The organism is Streptomyces sp. NPDC001617 (assembly GCF_053596855.1).
The window spans coordinates 15,692-39,564 of the sequence record NZ_JBSFHA010000063.1; the positions used below are offsets into that span (position 1 = coordinate 15,692).

The window sequence follows — 23,873 nt, forward strand, 5'->3', positions numbered from 1 at the left end:
CGGTCCGTCGGCCCGCCGGTACCGGCTTCCCGTACCCGCACCGCACATCGAGGTCGCCAACTGATGAGTTCCGCAGCCGCTGTTCCCGAAGCATCCGAAGACGCATCCGACGACGCGTCCGACCACTCCGCACCGTCCGGGACCGGCACCGGGCTGTCTCTGCGCGGGCTGAGCAAGGAGTTCAAGCTCGGCCGGCGCCGCGTTCCCGCACTGGCCGGCGTCGACCTGGACACGACCGAGGGCCAGTTCCTCGCGCTGCTCGGGCCATCGGGCTGCGGCAAGTCGACCGTTCTGCGGATCCTCGCCGGGCTCGACAGCCCCACCTCCGGTACGGCGCTCGTGCACGGCGAGGACCCGGAGGCGGCCCGCAAACGGCACCACCTGGGCATAGCCTTCCAGGACGCAGCGTTGCTGCCGTGGCGCTCGGTCGCCGCCAACATACGGTTGCCGCTGGAGATCAGCGGCATCAAGGCCGACCCGGCGGCGATCTCCGACCTCATCACGCTGGTCGGCCTCGAAGGCTTCGAGAACGCCCGCCCCGCCCAGCTCTCCGGCGGCATGCGGCAACGCGTCGCGATCGCCCGCTCGCTGGTCGTCGACCCCAAGGTTCTCCTGCTGGACGAGCCGTTCGGCGCGCTGGACGACATGACCCGCCAGCGGCTCAACCTCGAACTCCAGCGCATCTGGCAGGCCCGCGCTGTGACCACCCTGCTGGTCACCCACTCCATCAACGAAGCCGTCCTGCTCAGCGACACCGTCGCCGTCATGTCCCCTCGGCCCGGCCGGATCGTAGAGGTCGTCACCATCGACCTGCCCCGGCCGCGTACCCCGGAGATGATGCGCTCGGCCGAGTTCCACGCGTACGCCGACCAGTTGTCGGAACTCCTGTTCGGCCGCACGGACGCCCCCGCCGGCGCCGCCGAGCCCGCGGCGGAGGCGTCATGAGTACGGGACGTTCCGCCTGGACCGGCGGGGCCGTCGGCATTGCGGCTCTGATCGGGGTGTGGTCGCTGCTGTCCACCACGGTCTTCGGCCCCGGGGACGGCGTACCCACCCCCTGGGCGGTGGTGGCGAGCGTGTTCGACGACGGCTGGACCTTCTACAGCCCGCATGTCACGCAGACCGTGGGCGAGGCCCTGACCGGGTATCTGATCGGCAACGCGCTGGCGCTGGCCCTGGCGGTGCTGGTGCTGATCGTGCCCGTGCTGGAGCGGGTGATCACGCAGATCGCGGTGGCCTCCTACTGCCTGCCGATCGTGGCGATCGGCCCGATCCTGTCCCTCGTCCTGGACGGGGACAAGCCGATGTCGGCGATGGCCGGGCTGTCGGTCTTCTTCACCACCCTCATCGGCGCGCTGCTGGGACTGCGCTCGGCCGACCCCGCCTCGCTGGACCTGGTACGCGCCTACGGCGGCGGCCGCTGGCAGCAGATGCTGCGGGTCCGCCTGATCGCCGCACTGCCCAGCACGCTGGCCGCCCTCAAGATCGCCGGGCCGGCGGCGCTGCTCGGCGCGATCATCGGTGAGTACCTCGGCCGCGTCGACAGCGGCCTCGGCATCGCCATGACCATCGCCCAACAGCAGCTCGACGTGCCCCGCACCTGGGGCATCGCCCTGGTCTCCGGCGCGGTGGCAGGCATCGCATACGGCACGGTCGGGCTCATCGCCCGCTACGCCCTGCCGTGGTCGCGCACGACAACAGTGGAAGGCGGAGGCGCATGAGCACCGCGACACCGACGCAAACCGCCCCCGCCCTGCGCTTCGCGGCAGGCGTGCTGCGCCCGCTGCTGAACGTGGTCGTGACGATGGCGGCCGTCATCGTCCTGTGGATCGTCTTCCTGCAGGTCTACGACCTGGACCCGCTGGTGGCCAAATCACCGGTCGACATCTTCCACTACCTGTTCACCGGCGCGGACGCGGGCGCCCACCGCTCCCTGGTCTCCTCCGGCCTGGGCCGCACGCTGCTCGACGCCGGGTTCGGCTTCGTCGCCGGGCTGGCGGCGGCGGTGGGCGTGGCGGTCGTCTTCGTCCTCCTGCGGAGCGTCGAACAGGCCCTGCTGCCGATGGCGGTCGTCGTACGCTCAGTGCCCCTGGTGGCGATGACCCCGCTCATCACCCTCATCTTCGGCCGCGGCCTGATGGCCACCACTGTCATCAGCGGCCTGATCGTCTTCTTCCCCGCTCTGGTCACCATGACCTTCGGCCTGCGCTCCGCCTCCCGCCAGGCGGCCGACCTGTGCCGCGCGTACGGCGCCGGGAGCTGGACCGTCGCCCGCAAGGTCATGCTGCCCAGCGCGGTCCCCGCGTTCTTCGCCAGCGCCCGGGTCGGCGTCCCCGGAGCCCTGATCGGCGCGATGCTCGCCGAATGGCTCTCCACCGGACAGGGCCTCGGCTACGCCATGCTCAAGGACTCCTCCACGTTCGACTACGACCACCTGTGGGCGTCGGTCGCAGTCCTCACCGCCGTATCCGCACTTGCGTACAACATCATCGCGGCCATCGAGACCGTCGCCCTCGCCCGCTTCGCGCCCAACATCCGCCCGGGCAGATAACCCCGACCGGCCGGGCAGCCTGCTCCCCTTCCTGCGGGCCAGCCCTCCTCTTCAGCCTGTGACCCCGTCCTGCTGACAACCGGAGACCTGCTCATCGGATGCCTCCGCCCTCGCCACCACGTCCGGCGCCCGACTCCCCGCATGGGTACTGTCCCAACTGGCCGACGTACCCGAGCACCTGCCCACCGACGAGGACCGTGTCCGCCTCACGAACCGTCTGGCCGAACGCCACCACCGCGAGGACACCGGCGGGCCGTTCGCCGCCCTGGTCGTGGAGACGGCGCCCGGACGGCTCGTCTCAGCCGGAGTCAACCTCGTCCTGTCCTCCGCCCTTCTCCTCCACCCACGCCGAAATCGTGCCACTTTCCCTCGCCCAAACCCGCCTCGGCGCCTGGGAACTCGGCACCCCAGGAGCCCCGGACCTGGAACCGGTCGTCAACTGGCGCCCCCGCGCCATGTGTGATGGCGCCGCGATGTGATCCGGAATCCGGCGCCTGGTCATCGCCGGAGAAGGTCCTGACGCGGAGCAGCTCACCGGCTTCGACGAAGGCCCCATGCACGAAGACTGGGCCAAGCAATTCGAGCAGTGCGGGATCCACGTCGTCAGCGATGCTCCGCGACGAGGCGGTCGCGGTCTTCCGGGCCTACGGCGAACGCACGGACGCCGTCATCTACAACGCACGCGGAGCCGTGGCCCCTCCCACTCCATCGCGCGCCCGTCGCAGAACTCCCTGGGTACAGAGGGAGTCCGTCGCCTTCATTCCTCCTGCTGGGCGTGGCGCTGCCCCTTCACGTCAAAGGCATCGAGGACGGCAGGGGGCGGGACGGTGTTGCCCGGCAACTCAGTCACGCCGGGCATCCTGCCGACACCCCCTTGCCCAGTGCACCTTCTTTTCGCCCAGCACCGGCCTTCACACCGGCTCGCACAACTTTTCCGGGTGAAGTGCAGAGAAGTCAGCCAGAGAGAAAGATCGTGACCGCAGTAGTCCGAGGGTTCCCATGCCCGACTGCGCCATGAGCCGTCTACCCCACCAAGACCATCAAAGCCCACCGCGCCTTCATCACCCGCCACCGCACTCTGCGCCCCGCCGAGGAGCACCGCACCCCACCGAGGCCGAATGGGAGGACTTCCTCGGCCACTTCGAACGCCGCAAGCTCTCCGTCGGCACCTGCGCCCGCGCCTACGGCACCGCCTGCATTCATGAGCACGCCTGCGTCAGATGTACGCTCCTGCGACCTACTCCGGCCCAACGGGCGCGGCTTGCCGAGATCCGCGACAACTTGATCGCCCGAACGCCCGAAGCCGAGGCGGAAGGCCCGCTCGGCGAGGTCGAAAGGTCTCCAGGTCAGCCTGGCCTGCGCCGAGGACAAGCTCCGCCGGCTCGATCGGGGCCACGGGCAGCATGCGGCCGTGCCTGGGCATCCTCGCCACGGGTGGTGACCGATGAACCCACGAAGGTGGACTGCCGCACCGCCCTCAACCAAGATCGAGAAAAAGGTCAAAGAAGCGTGCATCAAACGCCCTTCAGAACACGATCAAGTGACGCCCGGCCTACAGGTCCCCAGTGCGGCTTGCCGCCGGGAAGACCTCGATCTCCGTTCTGCCCCATCAGCATGAGGAACAGGCTTTTCATGGCGGCCAGCCCGCGGGCACGCCGGATCGCCGCCTCGTCTGCGTGCGCGTACGTGTCGAAGAAACGTGAGGCCGTGCCATCGGGTAGCAGTACCCATGCGGCGGCGAGGTCCAAGGCCGGATCGCCGGCGAACATGTCACCAAAGTCGACGATGCCCGAGAGTGTTCCGTCCGAGACCACGACGTTCGCGGGATGGAGGTCGCCATGCACCCAAAGCGGTGGCCCCTCCCACTCGGGCGCTGCGACGGCGTCGTCCCAGACGGCCCGGACATCGTCGGCGAGGTCGTCGAGGGCAACGGCGCGGAAGAAATGGTCGAAGCCGTCCGTACAGTCCCTGGGATGCGCACCGCGGTCCGTAGCGATCGGCGCCTCGGCGGGCGCCTCCACATGGAGCGCCCGGAGGAAGCCCGCCAGCGTGTCGGCCGCGTGGGCGCCGCGGCTGATCGAGCCGTGGTCCAGTGGCTCGCCGGGAACCCACGTCATCACGGTCCAGTGCTTGGGGAAGCGCCCGGACGGTTCACCGAACCGCACCGGGGTCGGCACCGGGAGCGGCAGGCGCGGGGCCAGCACGGGCAGCCACCGCCGCTCCTTGAGCTGGAGCTCCGGGGTGGGGTCCCTGCGCTGCATGCGCACGGCCAACTCGTCCCCGAGGCGCCACATTTGGTTGCCCCAGCCGCCCGCCACCTCGCGGATGGCCAGCCCCGCAAGGTCTGGATGTTGCTCCTGCAGCAGGTCGCGGACCAGGTCTGCGGTGATCTCGATCTCGGTGTCGGTCATGCGAAGTCACAGTACTGAGGCGGAAGGTGGAGCGGCTCTCGCTCTCGGGAAACGTCTCGCTGTTATTCCTCTGGCATCACCGATTCAGTTTCAGAGAGCTGCAGATCAGAGGCTTTGGGAGGGAACAGCCCCAAAGTTCAGAGAAGCCTGCGTCAGGTGCTCACTCCTTCGACCCGATCCAAACCAGCGGACACGGCTCGTCGACATCCGCGACAGCCTCATCGCCCACATCGCCGAGCCGAGCACGAACGCCGGCTCGGCGAGATCGCGGACCTGCAGGTCAGCCTCACAGGCGCCCAGGACAAGCTCGCGCAGCTCGATATCAAGACGCGCGGTCAGCCTCGGCATGCCGAACTTCCGCCACATCACCCTCGGCACGCGTGAGACGAAAGAGCCCTCTCCAGCCGCTGACCAGGCCGCGGCCGGTAGTTCAGAACTCATCGCGCTCCATGCCCGGCGGGCGGGAGACTGCCAGGACCAGCTCGGCGGGCAGCAGCCGCCCTACCGCCGCCATCGAGCAGTCGATGCGAAACTTCCAGGCGATATCAGGACTCTGATCCGTACCAGAGTCCACCGCCGGTCCTCCCAGTCGTGCTCAGCGGGGCCGAGAACCAACTCCTTCTCCAACTCGGCGAACTGATCCTCGGACAGCTTGGGCAGCTTCGGCGGCCCGGCAGTGGCGAGGGCGTCTCTCCCGCCCTCCCGGCAGGCACGCCAGGCACGCCAGCGTTCCACCGACCGCTCACTCACCCGCAGATCCCTCGCGATCACCGCGGCTCACCGCGGGCGAACCGCTCGCCCGCCTCGTACCGGATCCGCTCACGAAACTGTCGTCGCTCCCCGGTCAAGCCGACGCCCTGCGCGTACCGCATACCACCGGCCTGCCGCAGGCATCAGCACCCGACAACAACCCGAAGAGATCCTTAGTCCCCGGCCTCACTCGGCACGCTGTCCGACACGAAGGACGCTCAGACAACGGCGTGATGCCCGACCGACCATCCGCGTGCGGATGCGCTCGGCGACGGCCTCGAGCAGAGGCTCACGGACATCCAGGCCACAGGTGAGATCGTCGGCGCTCCGGCGCCGCTCCATCACAGCCCCTTATGGCTGGGCGGGTCCGGCTGATGGGACGCGTTGTCGGCGCAGGAGTAAGTCTGTGGGCCGCCGTCAGGACCACGACTTCCCGTCACCGACAGGGCCAGCGGCGCAGGCCAACAGCAGCTCAGCACGCAGAACTTGACTGGGAACAGACCCGGTCGGTGTACAGCTTGGTGATCAGCTGAAGGCCGCAGCCTCCGGGCGGCAGCCCGCACCAGAACGTGTCGCGCTCATGACGGCGGCGGGCGTCCAGCTCGATCGCCTCCAACGGCAGCATCAACGACTCCTCCGAGTCCGCACTGCCCAGGACCGCCGTCTGGATCTGCCGCCTGTCACCACGCGCGAGCCCCTGCCCTTCCTCCCAACTCATCGTGCAACCCCGGCCGTTGGCCTCATAGACGGTCGATGTCTTCATGCCGTCGTGTGCAGCAGGGCAGGGCTCGGCACCAACGGCCGGCGCGTCGGCTGACGAGCCGGCTGGGAGCCGGGCCGGGCTCAGGCGTGGACGGACTCCTTGAGCATCTCCTCCAGCTCGGCCAGCGTTTCGGTGACCGGCGTCCCGTAGCGCGCCGCGCGGATGGTGATGCGGGTGGCGGCGAAGTCGGCGAGTTCGAGGATCAAGGCGAAGAATTCGACCTGGTCCCGGGCAAAGGTGCCCCCGAGTACTTCGCCCGCGCTGGCCTGGTACGCGAGCAGTGCCCGGATGACCGGCAGCGCGTTGAGCTTCGGACCGCCATCTGCCATGCCGCGTTCGGAGGCTTCCTCGAGGACGGTGAGGAGCTCGTCGACCGTGGTGCGGCGCGCTGTGGGCGTGCCGCTGTTTTTGTTCCTGGATCCGTGTGGTCTGTGCCTGCCGCGGGAGCGGCTGGTCGACGCCCTGGCCCGGCAGCGGTCGCAGCGCCGGCCGGCGACCGAGCTCTTGATGAATTTCAGCGTGACGGCCGTACGCCGCCCGGGTGGACACGTGCGCTCCCCCAGGGGCAACGAGAAGAGGCTCCTGCGCAGCAAGCGCGCCCAGGCCCACCGGGCCGCCACAGGCGGTGTGGACCTGGGCATACCCCCGCGGCCCGGGGCCCGAGCGGGAACGGGAACGGGAACGGGAACGGGACAGGGAACCGGAACAGGTGGGTTCAGGAGTGCATGAGGGTGTCGAGCTGTACTGCGAGGTCAGGGTGGGTGGTGGTCAGGTGGGGGCGAGTGGCGTTGAGAGGGCGGATGAGCTCGGCGGGGTCGTCGTGGGCGAGGGCCGCGTGGAGCTGGCTGAACGGGAGGTGGGCCGTGGTGGGCAGGTCGGTGAGGGCGGCGATCTGGCCGGCGATGCGGCGCAGGTCGGCTGCGTTGCGGCGGGCCCAGGTGGCGGTGGTGCGTTCGGCGGCGCGGCGTTCGCGGGTGGCCTGGACGCGTTGTTCGCCGGTGGTTCCGGCGGGGCCGGGGCGGCCGCGCAGGTAGCGGCGTTCGGCGGCCTGGCGGCTGGCGACGCCGAGGGGGAGGGCAAGGTCGGCCCAGCTGGCTCCCGCGTCGCGGGCGGCTTCGATCAGGCCGGTTTCCCATCCGGCGAGTTGCTCGCGCACCTGCCGCAGCAGCATCAAGGAGGCCAGCGCCTGCTCCGGTTCAGGACCGGGCGCATCAGGGATGTCCAGGGACTCTTCCTGGGCGTCGCGTAGGGCGTCCTCTATGGCGTGCAGGGCTACCGCGGCGGCGAGGAACGACGCCGGGCTGTGGGCGTTCGTGCTGGTCGTGGGCGATTGGTCGGCTGCGGTCACGGGCACCTCCCCCAGGTTGTCATCATGTCGACGACATCATGTTTGTCATCCATTGGATGACATGTTACAACGGTGTCAGTGAGGCGCATTGGCAGCAACTGCCTGAACCTTCCTGGAGGTGTTTTCCGATGTTGATGCGCACTGACCCCTTCCGTGAGCTGGACCGGCTGGCACAGCAGGTGATGGGCCCGGGTACCTGGTCGCGGCCGTCGGCGATGCCGATGGACGCCTACCGCGAGGGCGACGCGTACGTGGTGGCCTTCGCCCTTCCCGGTGTTACCGCGGACGCGATCGACATCGACGTCGAGCGGAACATGCTCACCGTCAAGGCTGAGCGGCGGCCGGTGACGAAGACCGCCGACGTGCAGATGGAGCTGTCCGAGCGGCCGCTGGGCGTCTTCTCCCGCCAGATCGTGCTCGCCGACACCCTCGACACCGAGCACATCCGGGCCGACTACGACGCGGGCGTGCTCACCCTGCGCATCCCGATCGCCGAGCGCGCCAAGCCCCGCAAGATCTCCATCGGCGTCGGATCCGGCCGCAAGGAGATCTCCGGCTGACACCGGCCGGACGGGTGCGGAGGGCGGGCACTCGGTCTCCCCCTCACCCCGCTCTCCGCACCCCCGTGGGCAGTCCGAAGAAGAAGGGGGCCGCCGTGATGACTCTGCGACGCGAAGCGTTCCTCGGCCATGTAAAGGAACGCGGCGAGTACGACACCCTGCAGGAAGCCGAGCGCGCGGCCCGCGTGGTGCTCGCCCTCCTCGGCGCGCACCTGGTCGGCGACGTACGCGCCCAGCTGGCGGCGCGCCTGCCGGAGGAGTTCGCCCTGATCCTGCTCAACCCGCTGCAGAGCACCGAGCCGCTGCCCCCGGAGCGGTTCGTCCGCGCAACCGCCGCGTGGATCGACGGTGCCACCGAGCAGACCGCGGCCTGGGACGTCAGCGCCGTGCTGTCCACCGTCGCCGACGCCGCCGACGAGGACCTGCTGGGCCAGATCCTGCTCCAGCTCCCCGCCGGCTACGACCTGCTCTTCGGCCGCCCCCAGCCCACCTGACCATCCCGCACACCAGTACCCGAACACCGGCCACAGCAAGAAAGGCAACCACCCCCGTGATCTCCGACCGGCACGCACCGACCCAGCAGCCGTACGGGACGGCATACGAGCAGATGCTGGAGAAGGTCCGCTACGAGGGCGCCTACCCCACCCGCGAGCGAGCCGACGAAGCCGTCCGTCTAGTCCTTGCCGGACTGGGACGCCAGGTGACCGGCGACGAACGCGTCGACTTGGCAGCCTGTCTGCCCCTGGAAGCCGCACGCATGCTGACCGCGCAGATCCCCGACACCCAGCCGCTGACCGGCTGGGCCTTCGTCAAAGACCTCGCCGCCCGCACCGGCGCCTCCCTGGCCACCACCCGCTGGGACACCGGATCCGTCTTCTCCGCCGTCGCCGCCTACGCCGGCCCCGACCTGATCACCCGCATCCTCCACCAGCTCCCCACCGGCTACGCCCTGCTGTTCGGCCGCGCCGAACTCACCCCCGCCGCGTAGACGGCAACGTACGTGCTCGGGGCGGGCGCGACCACCGGCGCATCGCTGCCCGCCCTGCGCCCCCGAGGCGTCGCCTTCCTGGCCTGGCTTTGTTTGAGTTTCGACAAACGACAGCACCTTTCACGCGGCCGCTTCGCCTGGCCCGTACCGGCCGCGGACGGGCCGCCGTGAGTGACGACTGAGCATCCCGGGGCGGCTGGCGAAGTGTCCCGAAACTGAGCCGTGAGCAAGGCAATTGGGCTGACGGGCCTGGCCGTGGAAGAGGATGCGCCGGCTGAAGGACCTGTCGTTCCCGTCGATCGCGGACATCGCGGTGCTGTCGGTGGACGTGAATTTCGCGATCGTGCGCGTCGACGCTCAATGCACCACGGCCAGCTCCAGCTGCCCGGGAGGCGGAGCTTGGTCGACCCCGGCCTGTCGAAGATCATGTCCAACCGGATCAAGATGCTCAAGCGCCAGATGTTCGGTCGGGCAGGCCTCCAACTCCTGCGGAAACGTGTCCTGCAGTCGAGCTGATGTCGCGACTCGTCGGTCGGCTGTCAGGACTCTCACACACCGCTGAGCACAACAGTCGGATGTCGTACTCGGTCCAGCAATCGGAGATCTCGATGCCGACCTCACTGCCGCAGCGGGCACACAACAGATTCGGCCCGTTGAGTCCGTCCAGTCTGCAACACCCGTGAAGCCGAGCCGAGTCCATATGGGGCCGCAGCAGCACACCGTCCAGCGGGTTGATCACCCAGGTGGCAGTCGAACCAGCAGAAGCGTACGCATCCGGGTCAGCGGAAAAGGAACCCACCCGCACTGTCGACGGGCCGTACGTGTAGTGCTCTCTACCACTCACTGGCGGCAGGGGCTTCCACTCACATTGCCTCAGCGGATTGGACAACGGAGCGTCGCACCGCCGACATCTGAAAACGATCAGCACCCTCGATGTTGCTCCCTTCGATGGCTCATCCACTGTTGCCATCCAACACCCACACACGCGGAGAGACCAGAGTCAGCTTCAGACGCAGGTCACGCTCTGTTGCGAACCGAGAGCGCAGCACTGAAGCCGTGCAAGAACCGAGACTGCCGAACGCCTCAGTCAGCCATGAAGTCGTTCTCGACGGCGGGGGCGATGCGGGTGAGCCAGAATTCCGCCTCGTCCGGTCCCAGGACCCGATCAAGGCTGAGGGTGGGGATCATGTTCTGAAAGACCCGGCCGACGCCCATGCCATAGTCTCCGTTCGGTGGGTGCAGTACCAGCACGCGGGTGCCCTCGAGCGGCTTGACGTCGGCGGGCACCCCCTCCGGGTACACGTAGGCGCCATGGCCGTCGAAAAGACGGAAACGCCGGAGCGCCGGATGATCGGGGCCCAGGTACGGGTCGGCGTCCGTCGCTGCGTCGACCCACAAGCGGTCGGGGCGCGGTCCTGGAACCATGCCCTGGTCGGAGTCGCCGATGAGCCGGTCCGCGAGCAGGGTGTGCAGCTGGAAGTTGTCCCCGACACCGCTCATCGTGAGGGCATACCCCCTGCGCGCCCGGGGATTGAGGACGACCAGTGGCTCGTTGTCGAGGACGGCAGCCAGGTCTCTGACCCAGACGGCGCGCTGCGACCGGTCGGCGACCGCTGCTGCGTACTCTCGCAGCTTGGCCTTGACCTCGGTGGGCACCGCTGCCCGGAAGGAGCCGTGCCCCAAGACGGTGATCAGCGCGTTGAGCCAGTCCTCCATGTCGAACCAGGACATGGCGATCCGGGTCATGTCCCCCTTGTCCGGGCGCCCGTTCGGTCTGGCCAGGGTGACAAGAGCCTGCACCAGCTGCTTCGTACTGGCGCTCACCTGCTCCGGCAGCGGCCGCCCGGGAGCCGCTTCGGCCCAGCACCCCGGGACCAGATCGTTGAGCATCATCGCCTCCGCGGCGCGCTGTGGCAGCACGTCGGCCAGCGCCATCGGTGAACCGCCCCACTCGACGCACGCCCCCGCCAGGACGGCCGTCTTGGCGAAGTCGCCGGCCAAACCCGGCAGCCACGGCGCAAGGGCCTCGACCGCGGCGGTCAAACTCGCGGGACCTCCCGCACGTGCGGTGTCCCCCAACCGCGACAACGCCCGCCTGTAGCCACGAGCCGAACCAGACCTCATCTGCGCGACGAGCTCGTCCACGAGTTGGGGTATCTCCGAAGGCACGGCAGTACGCTAGCAGGCCCAAGACCCCCGCTTCACGGCTGGTGTCCGAGCCAGGAACTCCGGGGCCATCTCCGCGTCGAGCGCTCGTCAGCGACACGCCGCTGACGCTGTGAACAGCCGATGCGCATCGCCATACGTACCGACGCCAGCTAGCACATGGACGTACTCCGCATCGCCCATCCGGCTGGCTACGACGGCTGCTTCCGCTCCACCGCGGCGCCTCCAGCAGGCCCCAGCTGGCGAAGCTCGGACTGGGACGGCAGGAATCGGCTCCACCGGTGACCAGCGGCAGGAAACCAAGTGGGCCTGTTTCAGGCCGCCTTCACGAGCATTGATCTTCACAGATCGGGGCCGCTTGGAGACGCCTCGGTGGTCCCACATGGCGTCGCCGTAGCCACATCCGGCCGGTGAACCCGTACGAGGCCGCGTTGAACCGCTTCTGCTGGCCCGTCACACGGTCCGAGGGGCGCACCATGGAGGTGTAGCCACCCCTGCGGCAGACATCGACTTCGATTCGTCCGCGTGAGTGGCGGGGAGACTGCACCCGGCGTGCACGCCGGGTGCCCGGTCATCAGAGTCCAGTGCCAGGGCCAACTGCTCGTCCGCTACCCGCCGCAGTTCGATCGTCGCGTGCGAGTCTCGCCGCAGCACAACCCGCCGCCCGCAGCCCCATATCCCATGGCCCCCACCACGTTCACCATCTGCTCCCGCTCCCCTCGGCCGTGGCCGAGCAGCCTGACAGACTTCGGCACGGCAAACGGCCGATGACTGAAAGTAGTCATTCGGCGGGCTCCTGCGGAAGAGCACCGGACGGACGGTTGTGGCTCCGTTGCGTGACTCCTCCCCCGGATGAACCCGGGGGCTTCTCCTGTCGGTGGCTAGGCCACGTCGGGAAGGACCAGCCCGGCCCTGATAGCTACGTTCAGTGCACCGACGCGGTCTGCGTGGTCGGTGTATCCGCACCGGACGCACGGGAACTTCTCCTGTGTGGGGCGGTTCTCCGCGGCGACGTGTCCGCAGTTCGGCCGCGGACACGTGCGGGAGGTGTTGCGGGCGTCCACGGGAATCAGTACACGGCCGGCGCTTTCAGCCTTGCTCGCGAGGATCCCCAGGGAAACACCCCCAACCCGCGTCCAGAATGCTCTTGCTCAGCCCTGCCTTGGCGGCTGCACCGTTGGGCAGGTACGCACCCGAAGTCTCAGGGTCCGGTTTCGGCTTGGGCGCACGGACCATCCCGGCAATGTTCAACCGCTCGTGCCGATGAGTCGTAGTCCCGCCCGGAGCGCTTCACCCTAGCCCATGGGTGTCGTAGCGGTTCCGATCTCGTCGGTGGTTTCGCCCGTTGTCCACGCGGCGTCAGGCCAACCGGCCAGTCAGCTGTCGAGTTGCGGATCCACACCGTCGAGCACGAGCTCAATCGAACGGCGTGACCGCGGACCGCATGCCGAGCCACTGCTCAGCATCCCAGGCCCGGAACCGCTCTACCTCGGTGAACCCCAGCTTCGCCGCGAGCCGCATCGAGCCGACGTTGGCGGTCTGGGTGGCGAGAACCACCGGCTCACCGGGAAGGACGCCGTCGAACCAGTCAAGGGCCGCCGCGCACGACTCGGCGGCATACCCGAACCCCCACGCCCGCGGCAGGAACAGGTAACCGAGATCGGCCTTCCCCGCGGCAGCCGGGCGATGGTGCCCCGGTGCTCTCCGGAGCAGGATCTGGCCGATCATCACCCCGTCGAGATCAACGACGAAACTCCCCGGCCACCGCTCGGGCATCTCGGGCATCTCGCGCTCAAGCTCGTCACGCGGCCGGGGGCCGCCGAGGTAGGTGTGCACCTCGGGCGAGGAGAGCAACTCGATAAACGTCGCACGGTCGCGGGCCTCGGACTCACGGAGCACGAGCCGCTCCGTCTTGATCGGGTCAGGTGGCCAGGCCACGGGGCCAAGTTCTGTCATACCGCCAAGCCAATCAGCGGGCTCGGCAGCGATCAAGACTCGCGGACCGAACAACCCACCATCCCAACCCCCAATCCGCCAGGGGCCGGGCCCAGCACCGCATCGTCCTCCCCAGCCGTTCGAATCCTGACTCGGCAGAACACGCACGCTGGAGCATCAGGAACAGGCACCTCAAGCTCATCTCATTTGGCGGTCTGGCTCATTGGTGCAGGTGAGTCAGGACCCCTTCGTTCACGGGGTAGGGACCTTCGCGGGGTAGCAGTTGCCGTGCTGCGTCGAGCTCGGCGTCCTGTACATGCGCGTGGATGGTCTGGGCGAGCGATGTGATGTCCGTGATGGAGACGGTCCACGCATCGGCGTAGAGGCGTGCGGCTTCGCCGGCGAGGCCGAGCTGGAGCGACCGGTGGGCGAGCGGCTGAAGGTGCAGGTCACGTTCGGGGTCCCATTGCACCCGGGCCGGAGCCCGCTTCAATTGGCGCTTCCACGTGGCGCGGTCGGCGTGGAGCCCGTGCTCGTAGTGGGACAGGCAAGCGTGTTTCAGTGCCCACTCGAAGCCTTCACGGGAGATCTCGACGGCGAGGACAGTCTCCTGTCCTTCTTTGGTGCCCCACCCGCAGCGGTACATCATCCACAGGAACGACGGCTTGATCCACGTCATCCGGTCCCGCTGCCACACCGCCGGGAAACGGCCCTCCCGAGCCGCTGGCAGGCCAATCTCCGGGGCGTACGCCTGGTAGACGGTGACCGTGGAGTCCGTGTGCAGGGCTCGAATCTGGTATTTGGGTTCTTCCACGGGGACCAGGGTGGGCACACCCTTCCGTACGCGCCATCGAATTACCGCGGCGCGAGACCGTCGAGCCCGCGGTAGCAGATGAGGACGGCGGCGATGCCGGCGAAGGCGAGGAAGCGTGCGGCCTTGCGCTCGTAGCGGCGGTGCAAGCGGCGGCATCCGGCAAGCCAGGCGACCGAATCTCCTCAGGAACGCCTGCCAGCGCACGTCGGCGTCCTCGCTGTTCAGGCCGGTGGCGGACGGCCAGAGCCAGAGCGGGAGGGGATTGCCTCCGCCGGGCAGGCGGTCGACCTGGAGGCGGATCAGCGTGCCTTCGATGATGGGGAGTTCGCCGGTGTGGTCGATCCAGGCGGAGCGGGTGGTCAGGCGGGGGTGGATGCGGTCCCAGGCCATCGCGCGGGCGGTGCCGTACCGGTCGGTGACCTGGACGGTGGTCGCGTCCGGCTCGCCCCAGGTCTACGGCCTGGCGAAGCGGAACTCCTTGCCGTGCTTCGGCGGTCGCCCGCCCTGGGAATAGGACAGGGCGTAGTCCTTGAGCGAGGGCGTCGGCCGTCGCATGACGCGGTCGCAGCGCATCCGTCCCAGTACCTCGACCGGGAGGCCGGTCAGGAGGTGGGCCATGCGCGGGGCGTCGTAGCCGGCGTCGAAGACGATGAGGATGTCGCGGTCGCCCAAGTGCCAGCGGCCCATCTCGATCAGGTCCTCGACCACCCGGTGGAGCTGGGCGGCAGTGACCTCGGCGACGTCGTCCTCCGGTCCGAGACGCACGGCGTCCAGGATCTGGCACCAGGATGTGCGGCCCGATTCGAGGGCGGCGACGAAGGAGTACGTCCAGCCGGGGATGAACTGGTCCGAGGAGCGTCCGCTGCGGCCGTAGACGTGGCAGAACAGGCGGTCCGCGCTGGTCGGCGCGTCGGGGCGGAGCCAGTTGCTGACGTCGGCCGCCAGGACCAGGCGGCCGTCGGCGCCCGCGGCATCGGCAGACCGGCCAGCACCTGCCGCAGCCGGGGCACGTCCACACTCCCGCAGTTCAACGCCTCATACATAGCGCCGTGCCCACGCCGGTGCTCGGCCACCAGCGTCAGGTCCACCGGCGAGGTCACCGGACCGTCCGCGCACAACAACGCGTCCACGAGGTCGAACAGTTCGTCCCCGCGCGCGGTCAGGCAGCAGAATAAGTCCTCCGGGAAGCGTGACGCTTGCGCGAACGCCTCCTTGGGACCGGTGGCAGGCAGCAGACTCACCCTCACGGCCTTCGTCTCGATCGGTGCACCTTGGTCGGAGCACGTGATCAGGCGAAGGCCGCTTCAATGTCCGGCGAATGCCCAGGTGAGTGATCCAGTTCGAGATGTCGTTCGATGCCAGGAGCCAGGCACGGCGCTGATGCCTCAGCCAGCGAGCAGGGCCTGCATCCACTGGTCTTCGCGTTGCTCGATGTATTCGGCGTCGTTTCGCCAAGCGTCGCCGTGGCCTTCAGCCCACAGCCTTGCCCAGGGCTGGGCTCCTTGGGCTGCCTGGTCGCGCAGGAAGTCGTGCATGGAACGCGTACGGCGCCCCAGTAGAGGCACCAACCGACGGCGTTCGGACTCAGCCAGACCGTAGGCGTCGGCGAAGACTCGCAGTCGGTCCGCCGCGTCCGGGCTCTGCCAGTCCGGATGCGCGGACAGCGGGATGAACCCGTGAATGGCGTATGCGACATCCCACAGGCGCGAGCCGGGACCTGCAGCGTCCCAGTCGATGAAGGCCCACCGCGCCTCGTCTGCGACCACGAGGTTCCAGGGGGCCAGGTCGTTATGGGCGATGATGTCACTGCCCTCAGCGGGGATCAGCGTCTGCCACCGCGCATCGGAGGGCGCCGTGAAGTCCTGCACGGCGTCGTGGAAGTCCCGGACCAGCTGTGCCACGCGAGCCAGTTGTCGAGCGGGTTCCATCAGCGAGAACCGGTCGGGCCAGACCACATCTCCCGGCATGAAGGTCAGGACCTCACGCCCCTGATCGTCAATGCCGAGCGGACGAGGCGCCGCGCCGAATCCCACCTCGTGCAGGTGGGCAAGCAGGGCATGCACAGCGGGAGTCCATGGTCCGGTCGGACGGCGAACGGTGTCCCCGACGCGAACGACACCATCACTGACGTTGCCACCGGACAAAGGCTGTTCATCATCGTGCCGCATCGAACCAGTGTGTCGGATCAGCTCGTCATGATCACCCCATTAAGGGGGCGCGCCAGAGTAGGGACGGAGGTTAAAGAAGCTAACGCGATGATCCGAGTTGGCGGTGGGTGATGAGGGAGCTTGACGTGCTGAGCCAGTTGTCGCCCTCCGGCATAACCCGGAAGCCGCGGTCTTGAACCACCGGGAATCGCACCCTGCACGGTGACCACCCATGTGTGTTCGAGGTTCTCGTCGACAGCCGAGAGCCAAAAAAGCAACAGTGCTTATATAAGTGCTGTTACGATGCGTGGCATGGCTGACACCCCACCACTCGACCCGACGCAGCAGAGCCTGTGGCGGCCCCTGCGTCTGCTGCAGGCATCGTTGGACGCCGCCATCGCCCGGATCTATTCCGAGCAACAGATCGAGGGGCTCAAGCCCAGCTTTGTCATGGAGTTGCTCCGGCTTCACGCCTGTGGACCCATGACCATCGCGGAACTGGCCGAATCGGTCCAGCATTCACATTCGGCACTCAGTCAAAAAGTCGCCGCGATGCGCACGGCCGGCTGGGTCCAGACCGTCGTGGGCGAGGACGCACGCACGAGGAAGGTGACGCTTACCGACAAGGCGCGCCGCGTCGCGGATCGCCTGGCAGCGGAATGGCGGGCCACCGAGGCCGCCGTCGCTGACCTGGAGGCCGAGATTCCCTACCCGCTCTCCCAGGTCGTCACCGATATCGAGCGGGCTCTGGAGCGCAAGAGCTTCCACGACCGGATCACCGAGAAGCTGGCCGAGGATCCCGCATGGGGCTGAAGCGCACGCTGATCGACGTCACTCCGTTACGGTCGTCACCACCCTTCCGGCGGTTGTGGATCGGTCAGACCCTGTCCGGCTTCGGCGGCCAAATGACCCTCGTCGCCGTCATGTTCCAGATCTGGCAGATGACGAAGAGCCCCACGTGGACGGGCGCCGTCGGGCTGGCCCAAGCGATTCCACTCACCGCGCTCGGACTCTTCGCCGGCTCGCTCGTCGACCGGGTGGACCGCCGGAAGTTCTACCTGCTCGCGACCAGCGGACAAGCCTTGTGTTCGCTGCTGCTCGCGCTCCAGGGCTTCCTCGGGCATGTTCCTGCCGCCGGTGTTCTGGGGCTGGTCGCGCTCCAGTCCTGCTTCGGCGCAGGCGGTGGCCCGGCCTCGCGCACCTTCATTCCGCACCTTCTGCCCCAGCATCAACTGGCCGCAGGACTGGCGTTGAGACGCATCGCCTTCCAGGGCGCCATGCTGCTCGGCCCCGCGCTCGGCGGATTGATCGCGGGCGGGCCGGGAGTCGGCGCCTGCTACCTGATCGACGCCTTGACGTTCGCCGCCGCGTTCTACGGTGCCTTCGGCCTGCCGCGAATGAACCCGGCAGACGAGCCCGCACGGCCCGGCCTGCGGGGGGTGCTGGACGGCCTTGCTTTCCTGGGGCGCACCCCCGTGATTCGCGGGGCCCTGCTCACAGACCTGGCCACCACTGTGTTGTCGATGCCCATCAGTCTGTTCCCCCTGATCAACGCCGAACGATTCGACGGCAACCCACGCACCCTCGGACTGTTCCTCACCGCCATCGCTGTCGGCGGCGTGACAGCGTCGCTCTTCTCCGGAACCTTCACCCGCTTCCCCCGCCACGGCCTGGTCATGCTCGGTGGCTCCGCCGCCTGGGGCGCAGCGTTGACGCTGTTCGGCATGTCTCCCAACGCATGGATCGGTCTGGCCTTCCTCGTGATAGCCGGCGCCGCCGACACCGTCTCCGTCGTCTCCCGCAGCACCGTCGTCCAGATGCACACGCCTCACGATCTACTGGGCCGCGTCAGTGCAGCTGAACAGATCGTCGGGCAAGCCGGGCCCGACATCGGCAACATGCGCGGCGGCCTCGTGGCCGATGTCACCTCGGGAACAGCAGCCCTCGTCAGCGGCGGCCTGCTCTGCCTCGGCGCCGTGGCCGTGGTGGGCGCCACGACGGCAGACCTGCGCAGTTCCTCCGCGTCCTCCTCTGCCCGTGCAGCCTCGGCCAGCCCATGAGCCTGTTTCCGGAGCGACAAGACAAAACGCCTGGCGGGAGCGGCCCTTCGACATCCCGACCGGCTTCCCCACGGAGCAGTCAAGCCGTGCAGCTACGAAGCCATCGGTCCGTGGCCCTCTACGCGGGCCTGCCTAGTGCCGCATCAGGCAATGTTCGCACCTGTCCCGTGACCGTCTTGTTGCGAGCGATTGGATCTGGTGCCGTCCGACTAGAGGGGCGGGACCTGCGCGGGTACGCGTCCAGCCTGGCGGAGGAGGCCATAGAGGTCGGTCTCGCCCCAGAACTCGACGATGCGTCCATCCCGGAGTCGGTAGGACGTGATGCCGATCATTGTGAGGTCCTGGCCGCTGCGGTCGTGGGTGTGGGTGAAAGCCGCAGTGACCCGGTCGCCGGCCGCGAAGAGATCTTGCACCCGAACGCGGCAGTTGGACAGCCCCGGAGTCAGCACTGCTCCCTCGGGGTAGTGCCGGCTCTGGCCGTGAAAGCCCGCGCCGTGGACGAGGACGTCCTCAGCGACGAGTTCTTCGACTCAGCGACCTGCTTCGTCTCGAAGACCCGAAGGTAGCGGCGGACGACCCCGGCATTGCGCTTGCTGATGGCTTCGGCTGAGTCGGACATGAAAGGACGGTATCCGTCAGCTGATCGGACTCGCCAGGGAACGTCCCTGGCCTCCGCGCCTGTGCCACACAACCCATCCGCAGCATCCAAAATGACCCCGTGGCCGGGAAAGTGAGGGTCCGTGAGATCGACGGTAACGAGGGCAGACGGCTGCTGCGGATCATCCGCCGTGGCAGCGGCTCGGTGGTGACCTGGCGGCGGGCCCAGAGGGTGCTGTTGTCCGCGCAGGACATGACCGTGGCGAAGATCGCCGAGGTGACGTTCACCAGCGCGGACCGGGTCCGGGACATGATCCACAACTTCAACGCCGACGGTTTCGAGACGCTCTACCCAAAGTACAAGGGCGGGGAGATCCACGGCACCGGGACCGGCTTGCGCATCACCCGGTTCGTGCGCATCCGGCCCAGGACCTCCACCGGCAGCCCGGCCAGGAGATCCAGAGTCCGAGGAACAGCTCAGACCGCGCAAGGTCACGACTTCAAGGCGATGAGCTGGTACAGCGGGTCCGGGCGTGCCTTGTCCTGGTCTGGAAGCTCAGCGAGCCGGCTGCGTACGTCGGTTACCTGGTCCGCGGTCGCATGCGAGCACCCGGGGATACGCCCCGCCTCGATCACCTCCCGCCACCTGCGCGGGCTGCGACCCTGCCCCGTTCCGGGGAACACGGTCCGCCCCGCGAGACCCAGCCCCCGCCCTGCCGCCCAACCCAGCACCTGGGCGGAACCGTCCGGGACCCGGGGTGCGTACTGGCGCCGCAACTCCGCCGTGACCTGCGCGATGTCGCTGTCCTCGACGAAGTAGGCGTCGTCCTTGTCAACGGTGGTGATCAGCATCCCGCCGGGCCGCAACACCCTGGCCGCCTCGGCAAGCACCGATGCGGGGTCCGGCAGCAGATGCAGCAACCACACGATCACGACGGCGTCCACCCCGTCCGACACGAAGGGCAGCCGCATGGCGTCGCCGCGCGCGACACCTCCCGGCACCCGCTGCCCGGCAAGACTCAGCATCCCGGGCGAACGGTCAACACCCACCACCATCCGCTCCGAACTCAGCAGTCTTCTGGTCACCATGCCCGTGCCGCACGCGATGTCCAGGATTGAGCAAGGCCCTTGGGGCAGCAGTAGTTTCACCGCATCTGCCGCGGCCAGGGCTCTCGGTTCACCGCCTCGGGACGCGTCGTAGTTCAGGGCCTCGCCGTCGTAGTCGATCACTCGTCCATCCTGTCCGAAGGTCTGCCGCGTGGCGCACCTTCTACAGCCATCCTCAGAGCATCGTCCGAGGCCAGACCATAAAGAACTGCAGGAGCATCTACCCGGTCAGGCCCCATCGGCGGCCGTTGATGTTGGCCCGCACCTCGCCAGGCGGGATGCCGCGAGTGAGCAGGGCGGCGTCGACGGCCTGGACGTAGGGCCGGTGCGGAAGGCTCTGGGGCCGCCCGACCGGCCAGGTCAGGCAACACCGGCACTCACCTCTGCAGGCCAGCACCGGTCGGTCGGGAGGGTCAGGAGGCGTTACGGAAGACGGCGGCCGGACCGATGACGGCCGGGCCGAACTTCTCCCGGACGCGGTCGATCGCTGCTTCGGCCGCCGGGCGGGCTTCGCGGGCGTCGTCGAGGCTGATCTGAACAGGATGGCGACCGTCAGACGACCCGGCTGAAGGTCGACGCGCGTGGCGTGCGCGACCTGGGCAAGGTAACAAGCGCGCTGCTGCCGTTCCTCAACAATCGTGATGGACGCCGGCCGCGCACCGCCCGGGCCCGCTGGCGAGCCGTGAACGCACCCCACCTCGTCGCCCTCGTCCGTGCCGGAGCCCGCTTCGAACGCGGCCACCTCGTCGAACGCCCCGAGCGCCTCGCTGCCTGAGGACGAGAGACGAACCCACGAGACACCGGCCGAGGAGTGCTGCGATCTGCCAGGGCAGGGCTTGGGCTGCCCCGAGGTCCGTCAGCCGGACGTCTGACGCAGGACCAGGGAGACGAAGCCCCAAGTGTCCCGGTAGACGCGCAGCCATTCGGAGCGCCGGGCGTTGGCCGTCGCGAGCACTTGGGAGCTGTCCGGATCGGCAGGGTGGTCCAGGGCCCATGAGGCCAGTGACCCCCAGCAGGCCCATTCATAGTCGTCCAGTTCGCGGCGCGTGCTGACGTGCCCGTCGACAGGAATCCAGCCGTCGGCGACGATACGGTCCACGGTGGTCGCCAGGTCGGTGAAGTCTCCGAGCATCTCGACGGCCTCCTGGGAAGGCTCGCGGTCCCAGAACCCCTCACCGATCAGGACGCGGCCGCCGGGAGCCAGGTGCTTGCGCGCTGCTGCGAGGGTGGGGAGCAGACCGCCGAAGGCATGCGTGGCCCCGACACTGAGCACCAGATCGAACGAGTGCGAGGAGACGAAATTCGCGGCCTCCTGATGGTGGAGAACGAGGCGCTCCTGGACCCCAAGGTGGCTCGCCGCCTGGCTGGCCTGCGCCAAGGCGTCCTCGGAGATGTCGACGCCCTCGGCGTGCAGCTGCGGGCGCGTGGCCAGGGCGCGCAGGAGCCATTCCCCGGCGCCGCAACCAAGGTCGAGCACACGCTCGTCGCCACGCGGGACGCCGCGTTCCAGAAGCCGGCGCACCGAGTCGTCATCGAGCGGAGATTTTATCGGGTGATCAGCATGGGCGATCGCGGAGATCTGTTCACGATTCACCGGCGCAGCTTGTCAGCGCCAGAGGATGCTCGCACCTCGTTTTCGGTCGCGGGCTGAAGCCCTCCGGGGCAACCGTCGATCCACAGACTTGACAATTACTCGGCATCTTTCCCGGCCATCCCGAACGTTGTTGCGTGTGGCCAGGCATGCAGATGGATGAGGGGAAATACGTCGCGGTGCACGCGGGGCCGCCCTGTGATCGCGCCGGGATGGTCGCTCGGCACAGAGAGGGCTACTGATGGGCAAGAAGGTTGTGAAGCTGCCGGAGATCCCCGGGGTGTGGACGTTCGCGTTATTGGTTCAGTCCGCGATTCCGTGAATCCCCAGGTGGACGAGCGAGTGCGGGAACATTTCTCATGGGGATTGCCCCGGTATGGGGGTTGCGGCGATCGAGGATGTGCTGTTTCCCGGGATCGATGTGCAGGTCACGGTGGTGCACGCCGCCGCGGACTGGGGTCGTTGTCGAGGCTGCGGCCTGCGGACCCCCGCCCAACTGTCCGAGCTGCGGCTGGCCGGGGCGGCGCGTGCACTCCCGTTACCGGCGCCGTCTGGCCGAACGCCCGGTCGCGGGACGGCCTTTGGTGCAGGACGCCACGGCCCCCGGTGTGCTCGAACTGCGTCACGCTTGGATCGCCTTGGCATCACCCGGCACTCCCCCGTTCCCCGTCACGCCAACCTGACCTGCTGGTCGTTCCTTCTGGAGAAGATCGACAGCGGGTACGCGGGCAACAAGATGCTTATCGCCGGGGGTTTGAGTGAGTGTCAGGTCCATCATGCCTGGTCGGAGAAGCTTTCGGTAGGACGAAGCGCACGCCTGTGCGGCCTTGTTGTGGGTGGTGCCATGCGCGCAGACTCGTCGTCATCCGCTCTCCGGCCAACGTGCCGGCATCCGTCATCGGCTGCCGGCACGTTCGCTGTGCTGTCTCCCGTGTGACATGCGCCGGCCAGGGAGGGGCAAGGCGAAGGGGATCGATGGATCAGGACATGGTTGTGCTGGCGAGGGTCAGGCTGCTCAGTGCCAACCGTCGGGTGGTGCGAGGCGTGGAGGGGCTGTGGATCTACCGACTGCTGACGCAGGTCGAGCCGGAGGTGTACGGATCGAAGCTGGCGTACGTCCTGGTGGAGGAGAGCAGCTCACCCCTGGTGCGGGAGTTGCCTGAGCGCAGGCTGGCCCTGCTCGACGAGGCCGTGGAGGTGGCGAAGGCCCTCAGCTCGGCAAACCCGTACCGGGAGAAGGTGCTGGAGCGGGCACTGGCCGCGCGAGCTCGCATGATGCCGTAGCCGAACGTGGGGTCCCGGCCGAGGCCGGGGCCCCACGCCCGCCTCGCCCGACAATGACACCGGCGGCCACGAGGACAGCACCGGGGGTGCGGAGGGGCCGCTGGCTGGGATGACCGTGGTCGTCACCGGTGTGACGACAGCCCGCTGCGGGAACTCAACCGCAACCAGTGACCGAACTCGTCGAACGCGCCCGCGGCCGCTCCTCCTCCAGCGTCTCCAAAAAGACCACCTTGGTGGTGGCCGGAGAGTGCACGGGATCCAAGCGGGCCAAAGCCAAGGACCTCGGTGTCCGCCTGGCCATCCCGGACGAGTTCGCCGCCTGTCAGCGGTCATGTAATTGGTTCAGGCCGCGATTCCGTGAATCCCCAGGCGAGCGCGCGAGTGCGGGAACGTTTCACGTGGGGATTGCCCCGGTATGGGGGTCGTGACGATCGAGGATGTGCTGTTTCCCGGGATCGACGCGCGGGTCACGGCGGTGCACGCCGCCGCGGAGGGGGTCATGATTGAGGCGACGGCCTGCCGTCTTCCACCGGACCGTCCGAGCTGCGGCTGGCCGGGACGCCGGGTGCACTCCCGTTACCGGCGTCGGCCGGCCGAACGTCCGTTGGCGGGGCGCCCGTTGGTGATCACGTTGTGGGTGCGGCGGTTCTTCTGCGAGCGTGCCGGGTGCCGGCGGCGGACGTCGGTCGAGCAGGTCCCTGACCTCAGCGACCGGTACCGGCGTCACAGCGTCGGTCTGCGGCAGTGGATGCGGCCCACCTCGCCGGCGCCCGCCAGTTCCACGCCCTGCCGGGACGGTGG

23 protein-coding genes and 6 pseudogenes are annotated in these 23,873 nt (G+C 68.4%); 11 read left to right on the plus strand and 18 right to left on the minus strand.

Annotation, left to right across the window (positions count from 1 at the left end; genetic code table 11):
* The first annotated feature begins 63 nt into the window (after window positions 1–63).
* Genes ACWC09_RS36065 through ACWC09_RS36075 form a run of 3 tightly spaced genes read left to right on the plus strand, consistent with a single transcriptional unit; the run spans window position 64 to window position 2,551 of the window.
* Window positions 64–945: an ABC transporter ATP-binding protein gene (locus ACWC09_RS36065; RefSeq protein ID WP_450855231.1), complete on the plus strand. Its 882-nt coding sequence runs from the start codon at window positions 64–66 to the stop codon at window positions 943–945.
* Window positions 942–1,721, plus strand: a complete 780-nt coding sequence (locus tag ACWC09_RS36070) for an ABC transporter permease (protein WP_450855233.1) — start codon at window positions 942–944, stop codon at window positions 1,719–1,721. The genes ACWC09_RS36065 and ACWC09_RS36070 overlap by 4 nt, the downstream gene beginning before the upstream one ends.
* Complete coding sequence (locus ACWC09_RS36075) at window positions 1,718–2,551, plus strand: ABC transporter permease (protein ID WP_450855234.1); 834 nt, start codon at window positions 1,718–1,720, stop codon at window positions 2,549–2,551. The genes ACWC09_RS36070 and ACWC09_RS36075 overlap by 4 nt, the downstream gene beginning before the upstream one ends.
* 1,514 nt (window positions 2,552–4,065) lie before the next feature.
* Here ACWC09_RS36075 and ACWC09_RS36080 read toward each other — a convergent pair.
* The 6 genes and pseudogenes from ACWC09_RS36080 to ACWC09_RS36105 all read right to left on the minus strand — a co-directional run bounded on the left by ACWC09_RS36080 (window position 4,066) and on the right by ACWC09_RS36105 (window position 7,823).
* Window positions 4,066–4,962 (minus strand): aminoglycoside phosphotransferase family protein, encoded by an 897-nt coding sequence (locus tag ACWC09_RS36080; RefSeq protein WP_450855236.1) that lies wholly within the window; start codon window positions 4,960–4,962, stop codon window positions 4,066–4,068.
* A 105-nt stretch (window positions 4,963–5,067) separates the two neighbouring features.
* Complete coding sequence (locus ACWC09_RS36085) at window positions 5,068–5,310, minus strand: hypothetical protein (protein ID WP_450855293.1); 243 nt, start codon at window positions 5,308–5,310, stop codon at window positions 5,068–5,070.
* A gap of 36 nt (window positions 5,311–5,346) precedes the next feature.
* Window positions 5,347–5,834: pseudogene (locus ACWC09_RS36090) on the minus strand (winged helix-turn-helix domain-containing protein); the annotation flags it as partial.
* A gap of 350 nt (window positions 5,835–6,184) precedes the next feature.
* On the minus strand, window positions 6,185–6,475 hold the full coding sequence (locus ACWC09_RS36095; protein WP_450855238.1) for a hypothetical protein: 291 nt from the start codon (window positions 6,473–6,475) through the stop codon (window positions 6,185–6,187).
* Between the two features lie 80 nt (window positions 6,476–6,555).
* The gene (locus tag ACWC09_RS36100; RefSeq protein ID WP_450855240.1) at window positions 6,556–6,804 is read right to left on the minus strand and encodes a hypothetical protein; all 249 of its coding nucleotides are present in this window, start codon (window positions 6,802–6,804) and stop codon (window positions 6,556–6,558) included.
* A gap of 386 nt (window positions 6,805–7,190) precedes the next feature.
* A complete protein-coding gene (locus ACWC09_RS36105; protein ID WP_450855241.1) occupies window positions 7,191–7,823 on the minus strand; it encodes a type III effector protein in 633 nt (210 codons plus the stop codon).
* A 128-nt stretch (window positions 7,824–7,951) separates the two neighbouring features.
* On the opposite strand from ACWC09_RS36105, the gene ACWC09_RS36110 reads away from it, so the two are divergent.
* The 3 genes from ACWC09_RS36110 (at window position 7,952) to ACWC09_RS36120 (ending at window position 9,371) form a co-directional block, all read left to right on the plus strand.
* Window positions 7,952–8,383, plus strand: coding sequence for an Hsp20/alpha crystallin family protein (locus ACWC09_RS36110; RefSeq protein ID WP_450855243.1), 432 nt, complete (start codon window positions 7,952–7,954; stop codon window positions 8,381–8,383).
* Window positions 8,384–8,481: 98 nt separating this feature from the next.
* On the plus strand, window positions 8,482–8,877 hold the full coding sequence (locus ACWC09_RS36115; protein ID WP_450855245.1) for a DUF2267 domain-containing protein: 396 nt from the start codon (window positions 8,482–8,484) through the stop codon (window positions 8,875–8,877).
* A 56-nt stretch (window positions 8,878–8,933) separates the two neighbouring features.
* On the plus strand, window positions 8,934–9,371 hold the full coding sequence (locus ACWC09_RS36120) for a DUF2267 domain-containing protein (protein ID WP_450855246.1): 438 nt from the start codon (window positions 8,934–8,936) through the stop codon (window positions 9,369–9,371).
* Between the two features lie 1,083 nt (window positions 9,372–10,454).
* On the opposite strand, the gene ACWC09_RS36125 is transcribed toward ACWC09_RS36120, so the two are convergent.
* The 8 genes and pseudogenes from ACWC09_RS36125 to ACWC09_RS36160 form a co-directional block, all read right to left on the minus strand.
* Window positions 10,455–11,414, minus strand: a complete 960-nt coding sequence (locus ACWC09_RS36125) for a hypothetical protein (RefSeq protein ID WP_450855248.1) — start codon at window positions 11,412–11,414, stop codon at window positions 10,455–10,457.
* 1,004 nt (window positions 11,415–12,418) lie between these two features.
* Window positions 12,419–12,797 (minus strand): annotated as a pseudogene (locus ACWC09_RS36130) (zinc ribbon domain-containing protein); the annotation flags it as partial.
* A 156-nt stretch (window positions 12,798–12,953) separates the two neighbouring features.
* Window positions 12,954–13,493 (minus strand): GNAT family N-acetyltransferase, encoded by a 540-nt coding sequence (locus tag ACWC09_RS36135; RefSeq protein ID WP_450855289.1) that lies wholly within the window; start codon window positions 13,491–13,493, stop codon window positions 12,954–12,956.
* 199 nt (window positions 13,494–13,692) lie between these two features.
* Window positions 13,693–14,286 carry a DUF4291 domain-containing protein gene (locus ACWC09_RS36140; protein ID WP_450855291.1) on the minus strand — a complete coding sequence of 198 codons (594 nt, stop codon included), beginning with the start codon at window positions 14,284–14,286 and terminating at the stop codon, window positions 13,693–13,695.
* Window positions 14,287–14,327: 41 nt separating this feature from the next.
* Window positions 14,328–14,462 (minus strand): annotated as a pseudogene (locus ACWC09_RS36145) (IS5/IS1182 family transposase); the annotation flags it as partial.
* A 277-nt stretch (window positions 14,463–14,739) separates the two neighbouring features.
* Complete coding sequence (locus ACWC09_RS36150; protein ID WP_450855250.1) at window positions 14,740–15,051, minus strand: transposase; 312 nt, start codon at window positions 15,049–15,051, stop codon at window positions 14,740–14,742.
* Window positions 14,979–15,533, minus strand: coding sequence for a transposase (locus ACWC09_RS36155; protein WP_450855251.1), 555 nt, complete (start codon window positions 15,531–15,533; stop codon window positions 14,979–14,981). Before ACWC09_RS36155 ends, ACWC09_RS36150 begins: the two co-directional genes overlap by 73 nt.
* A 138-nt stretch (window positions 15,534–15,671) precedes the next feature.
* Window positions 15,672–16,454: a phosphotransferase enzyme family protein gene (locus tag ACWC09_RS36160; protein ID WP_450855253.1), complete on the minus strand. Its 783-nt coding sequence runs from the start codon at window positions 16,452–16,454 to the stop codon at window positions 15,672–15,674.
* Between the two features lie 291 nt (window positions 16,455–16,745).
* Here ACWC09_RS36160 and ACWC09_RS36165 point away from each other — a divergent pair, with 291 nt between their 5' ends.
* Window positions 16,746–17,246, plus strand: a complete 501-nt coding sequence (locus ACWC09_RS36165) for a MarR family winged helix-turn-helix transcriptional regulator (protein ID WP_450855255.1) — start codon at window positions 16,746–16,748, stop codon at window positions 17,244–17,246.
* Entirely contained in the window at window positions 17,237–18,493 is a 1,257-nt protein-coding gene (locus ACWC09_RS36170; RefSeq protein ID WP_450855257.1) for an MFS transporter, read from the plus strand. Before ACWC09_RS36165 ends, ACWC09_RS36170 begins: the two co-directional genes overlap by 10 nt.
* A 209-nt stretch (window positions 18,494–18,702) precedes the next feature.
* Here ACWC09_RS36170 and ACWC09_RS36175 read toward each other — a convergent pair.
* Window positions 18,703–18,963: pseudogene (locus tag ACWC09_RS36175) on the minus strand (ester cyclase); the annotation flags it as partial.
* Window positions 18,936–19,112, minus strand: a complete 177-nt coding sequence (locus ACWC09_RS36180) for a hypothetical protein (protein ID WP_450855259.1) — start codon at window positions 19,110–19,112, stop codon at window positions 18,936–18,938. The pseudogene ACWC09_RS36175 and the gene ACWC09_RS36180, both read right to left, overlap by 28 nt.
* A gap of 99 nt (window positions 19,113–19,211) precedes the next feature.
* On the opposite strand from ACWC09_RS36180, the pseudogene ACWC09_RS36185 reads away from it, so the two are divergent.
* Window positions 19,212–19,460 (plus strand): annotated as a pseudogene (locus ACWC09_RS36185) (helix-turn-helix domain-containing protein); the annotation flags it as partial.
* A gap of 122 nt (window positions 19,461–19,582) precedes the next feature.
* Here ACWC09_RS36185 and ACWC09_RS36190 read toward each other — a convergent pair.
* Together ACWC09_RS36190 and ACWC09_RS36195 are read right to left on the minus strand one after the other, a co-directional pair.
* Window positions 19,583–20,320: a class I SAM-dependent methyltransferase gene (locus ACWC09_RS36190; RefSeq protein ID WP_450855261.1), complete on the minus strand. Its 738-nt coding sequence runs from the start codon at window positions 20,318–20,320 to the stop codon at window positions 19,583–19,585.
* 733 nt (window positions 20,321–21,053) lie between these two features.
* Window positions 21,054–21,791, minus strand: a complete 738-nt coding sequence (locus tag ACWC09_RS36195; RefSeq protein ID WP_450855263.1) for an SAM-dependent methyltransferase — start codon at window positions 21,789–21,791, stop codon at window positions 21,054–21,056.
* Window positions 21,792–22,775: 984 nt separating this feature from the next.
* Here ACWC09_RS36195 and ACWC09_RS36200 point away from each other — a divergent pair.
* Both ACWC09_RS36200 and ACWC09_RS36205 read left to right on the plus strand, forming a co-directional pair.
* Window positions 22,776–23,072, plus strand: a complete 297-nt coding sequence (locus ACWC09_RS36200) for a hypothetical protein (protein ID WP_450855264.1) — start codon at window positions 22,776–22,778, stop codon at window positions 23,070–23,072.
* A gap of 31 nt (window positions 23,073–23,103) precedes the next feature.
* Window positions 23,104–23,392, plus strand: a pseudogene (locus ACWC09_RS36205) (BRCT domain-containing protein); the annotation flags it as partial.
* Window positions 23,393–23,873: the final 481 nt, after the last annotated feature.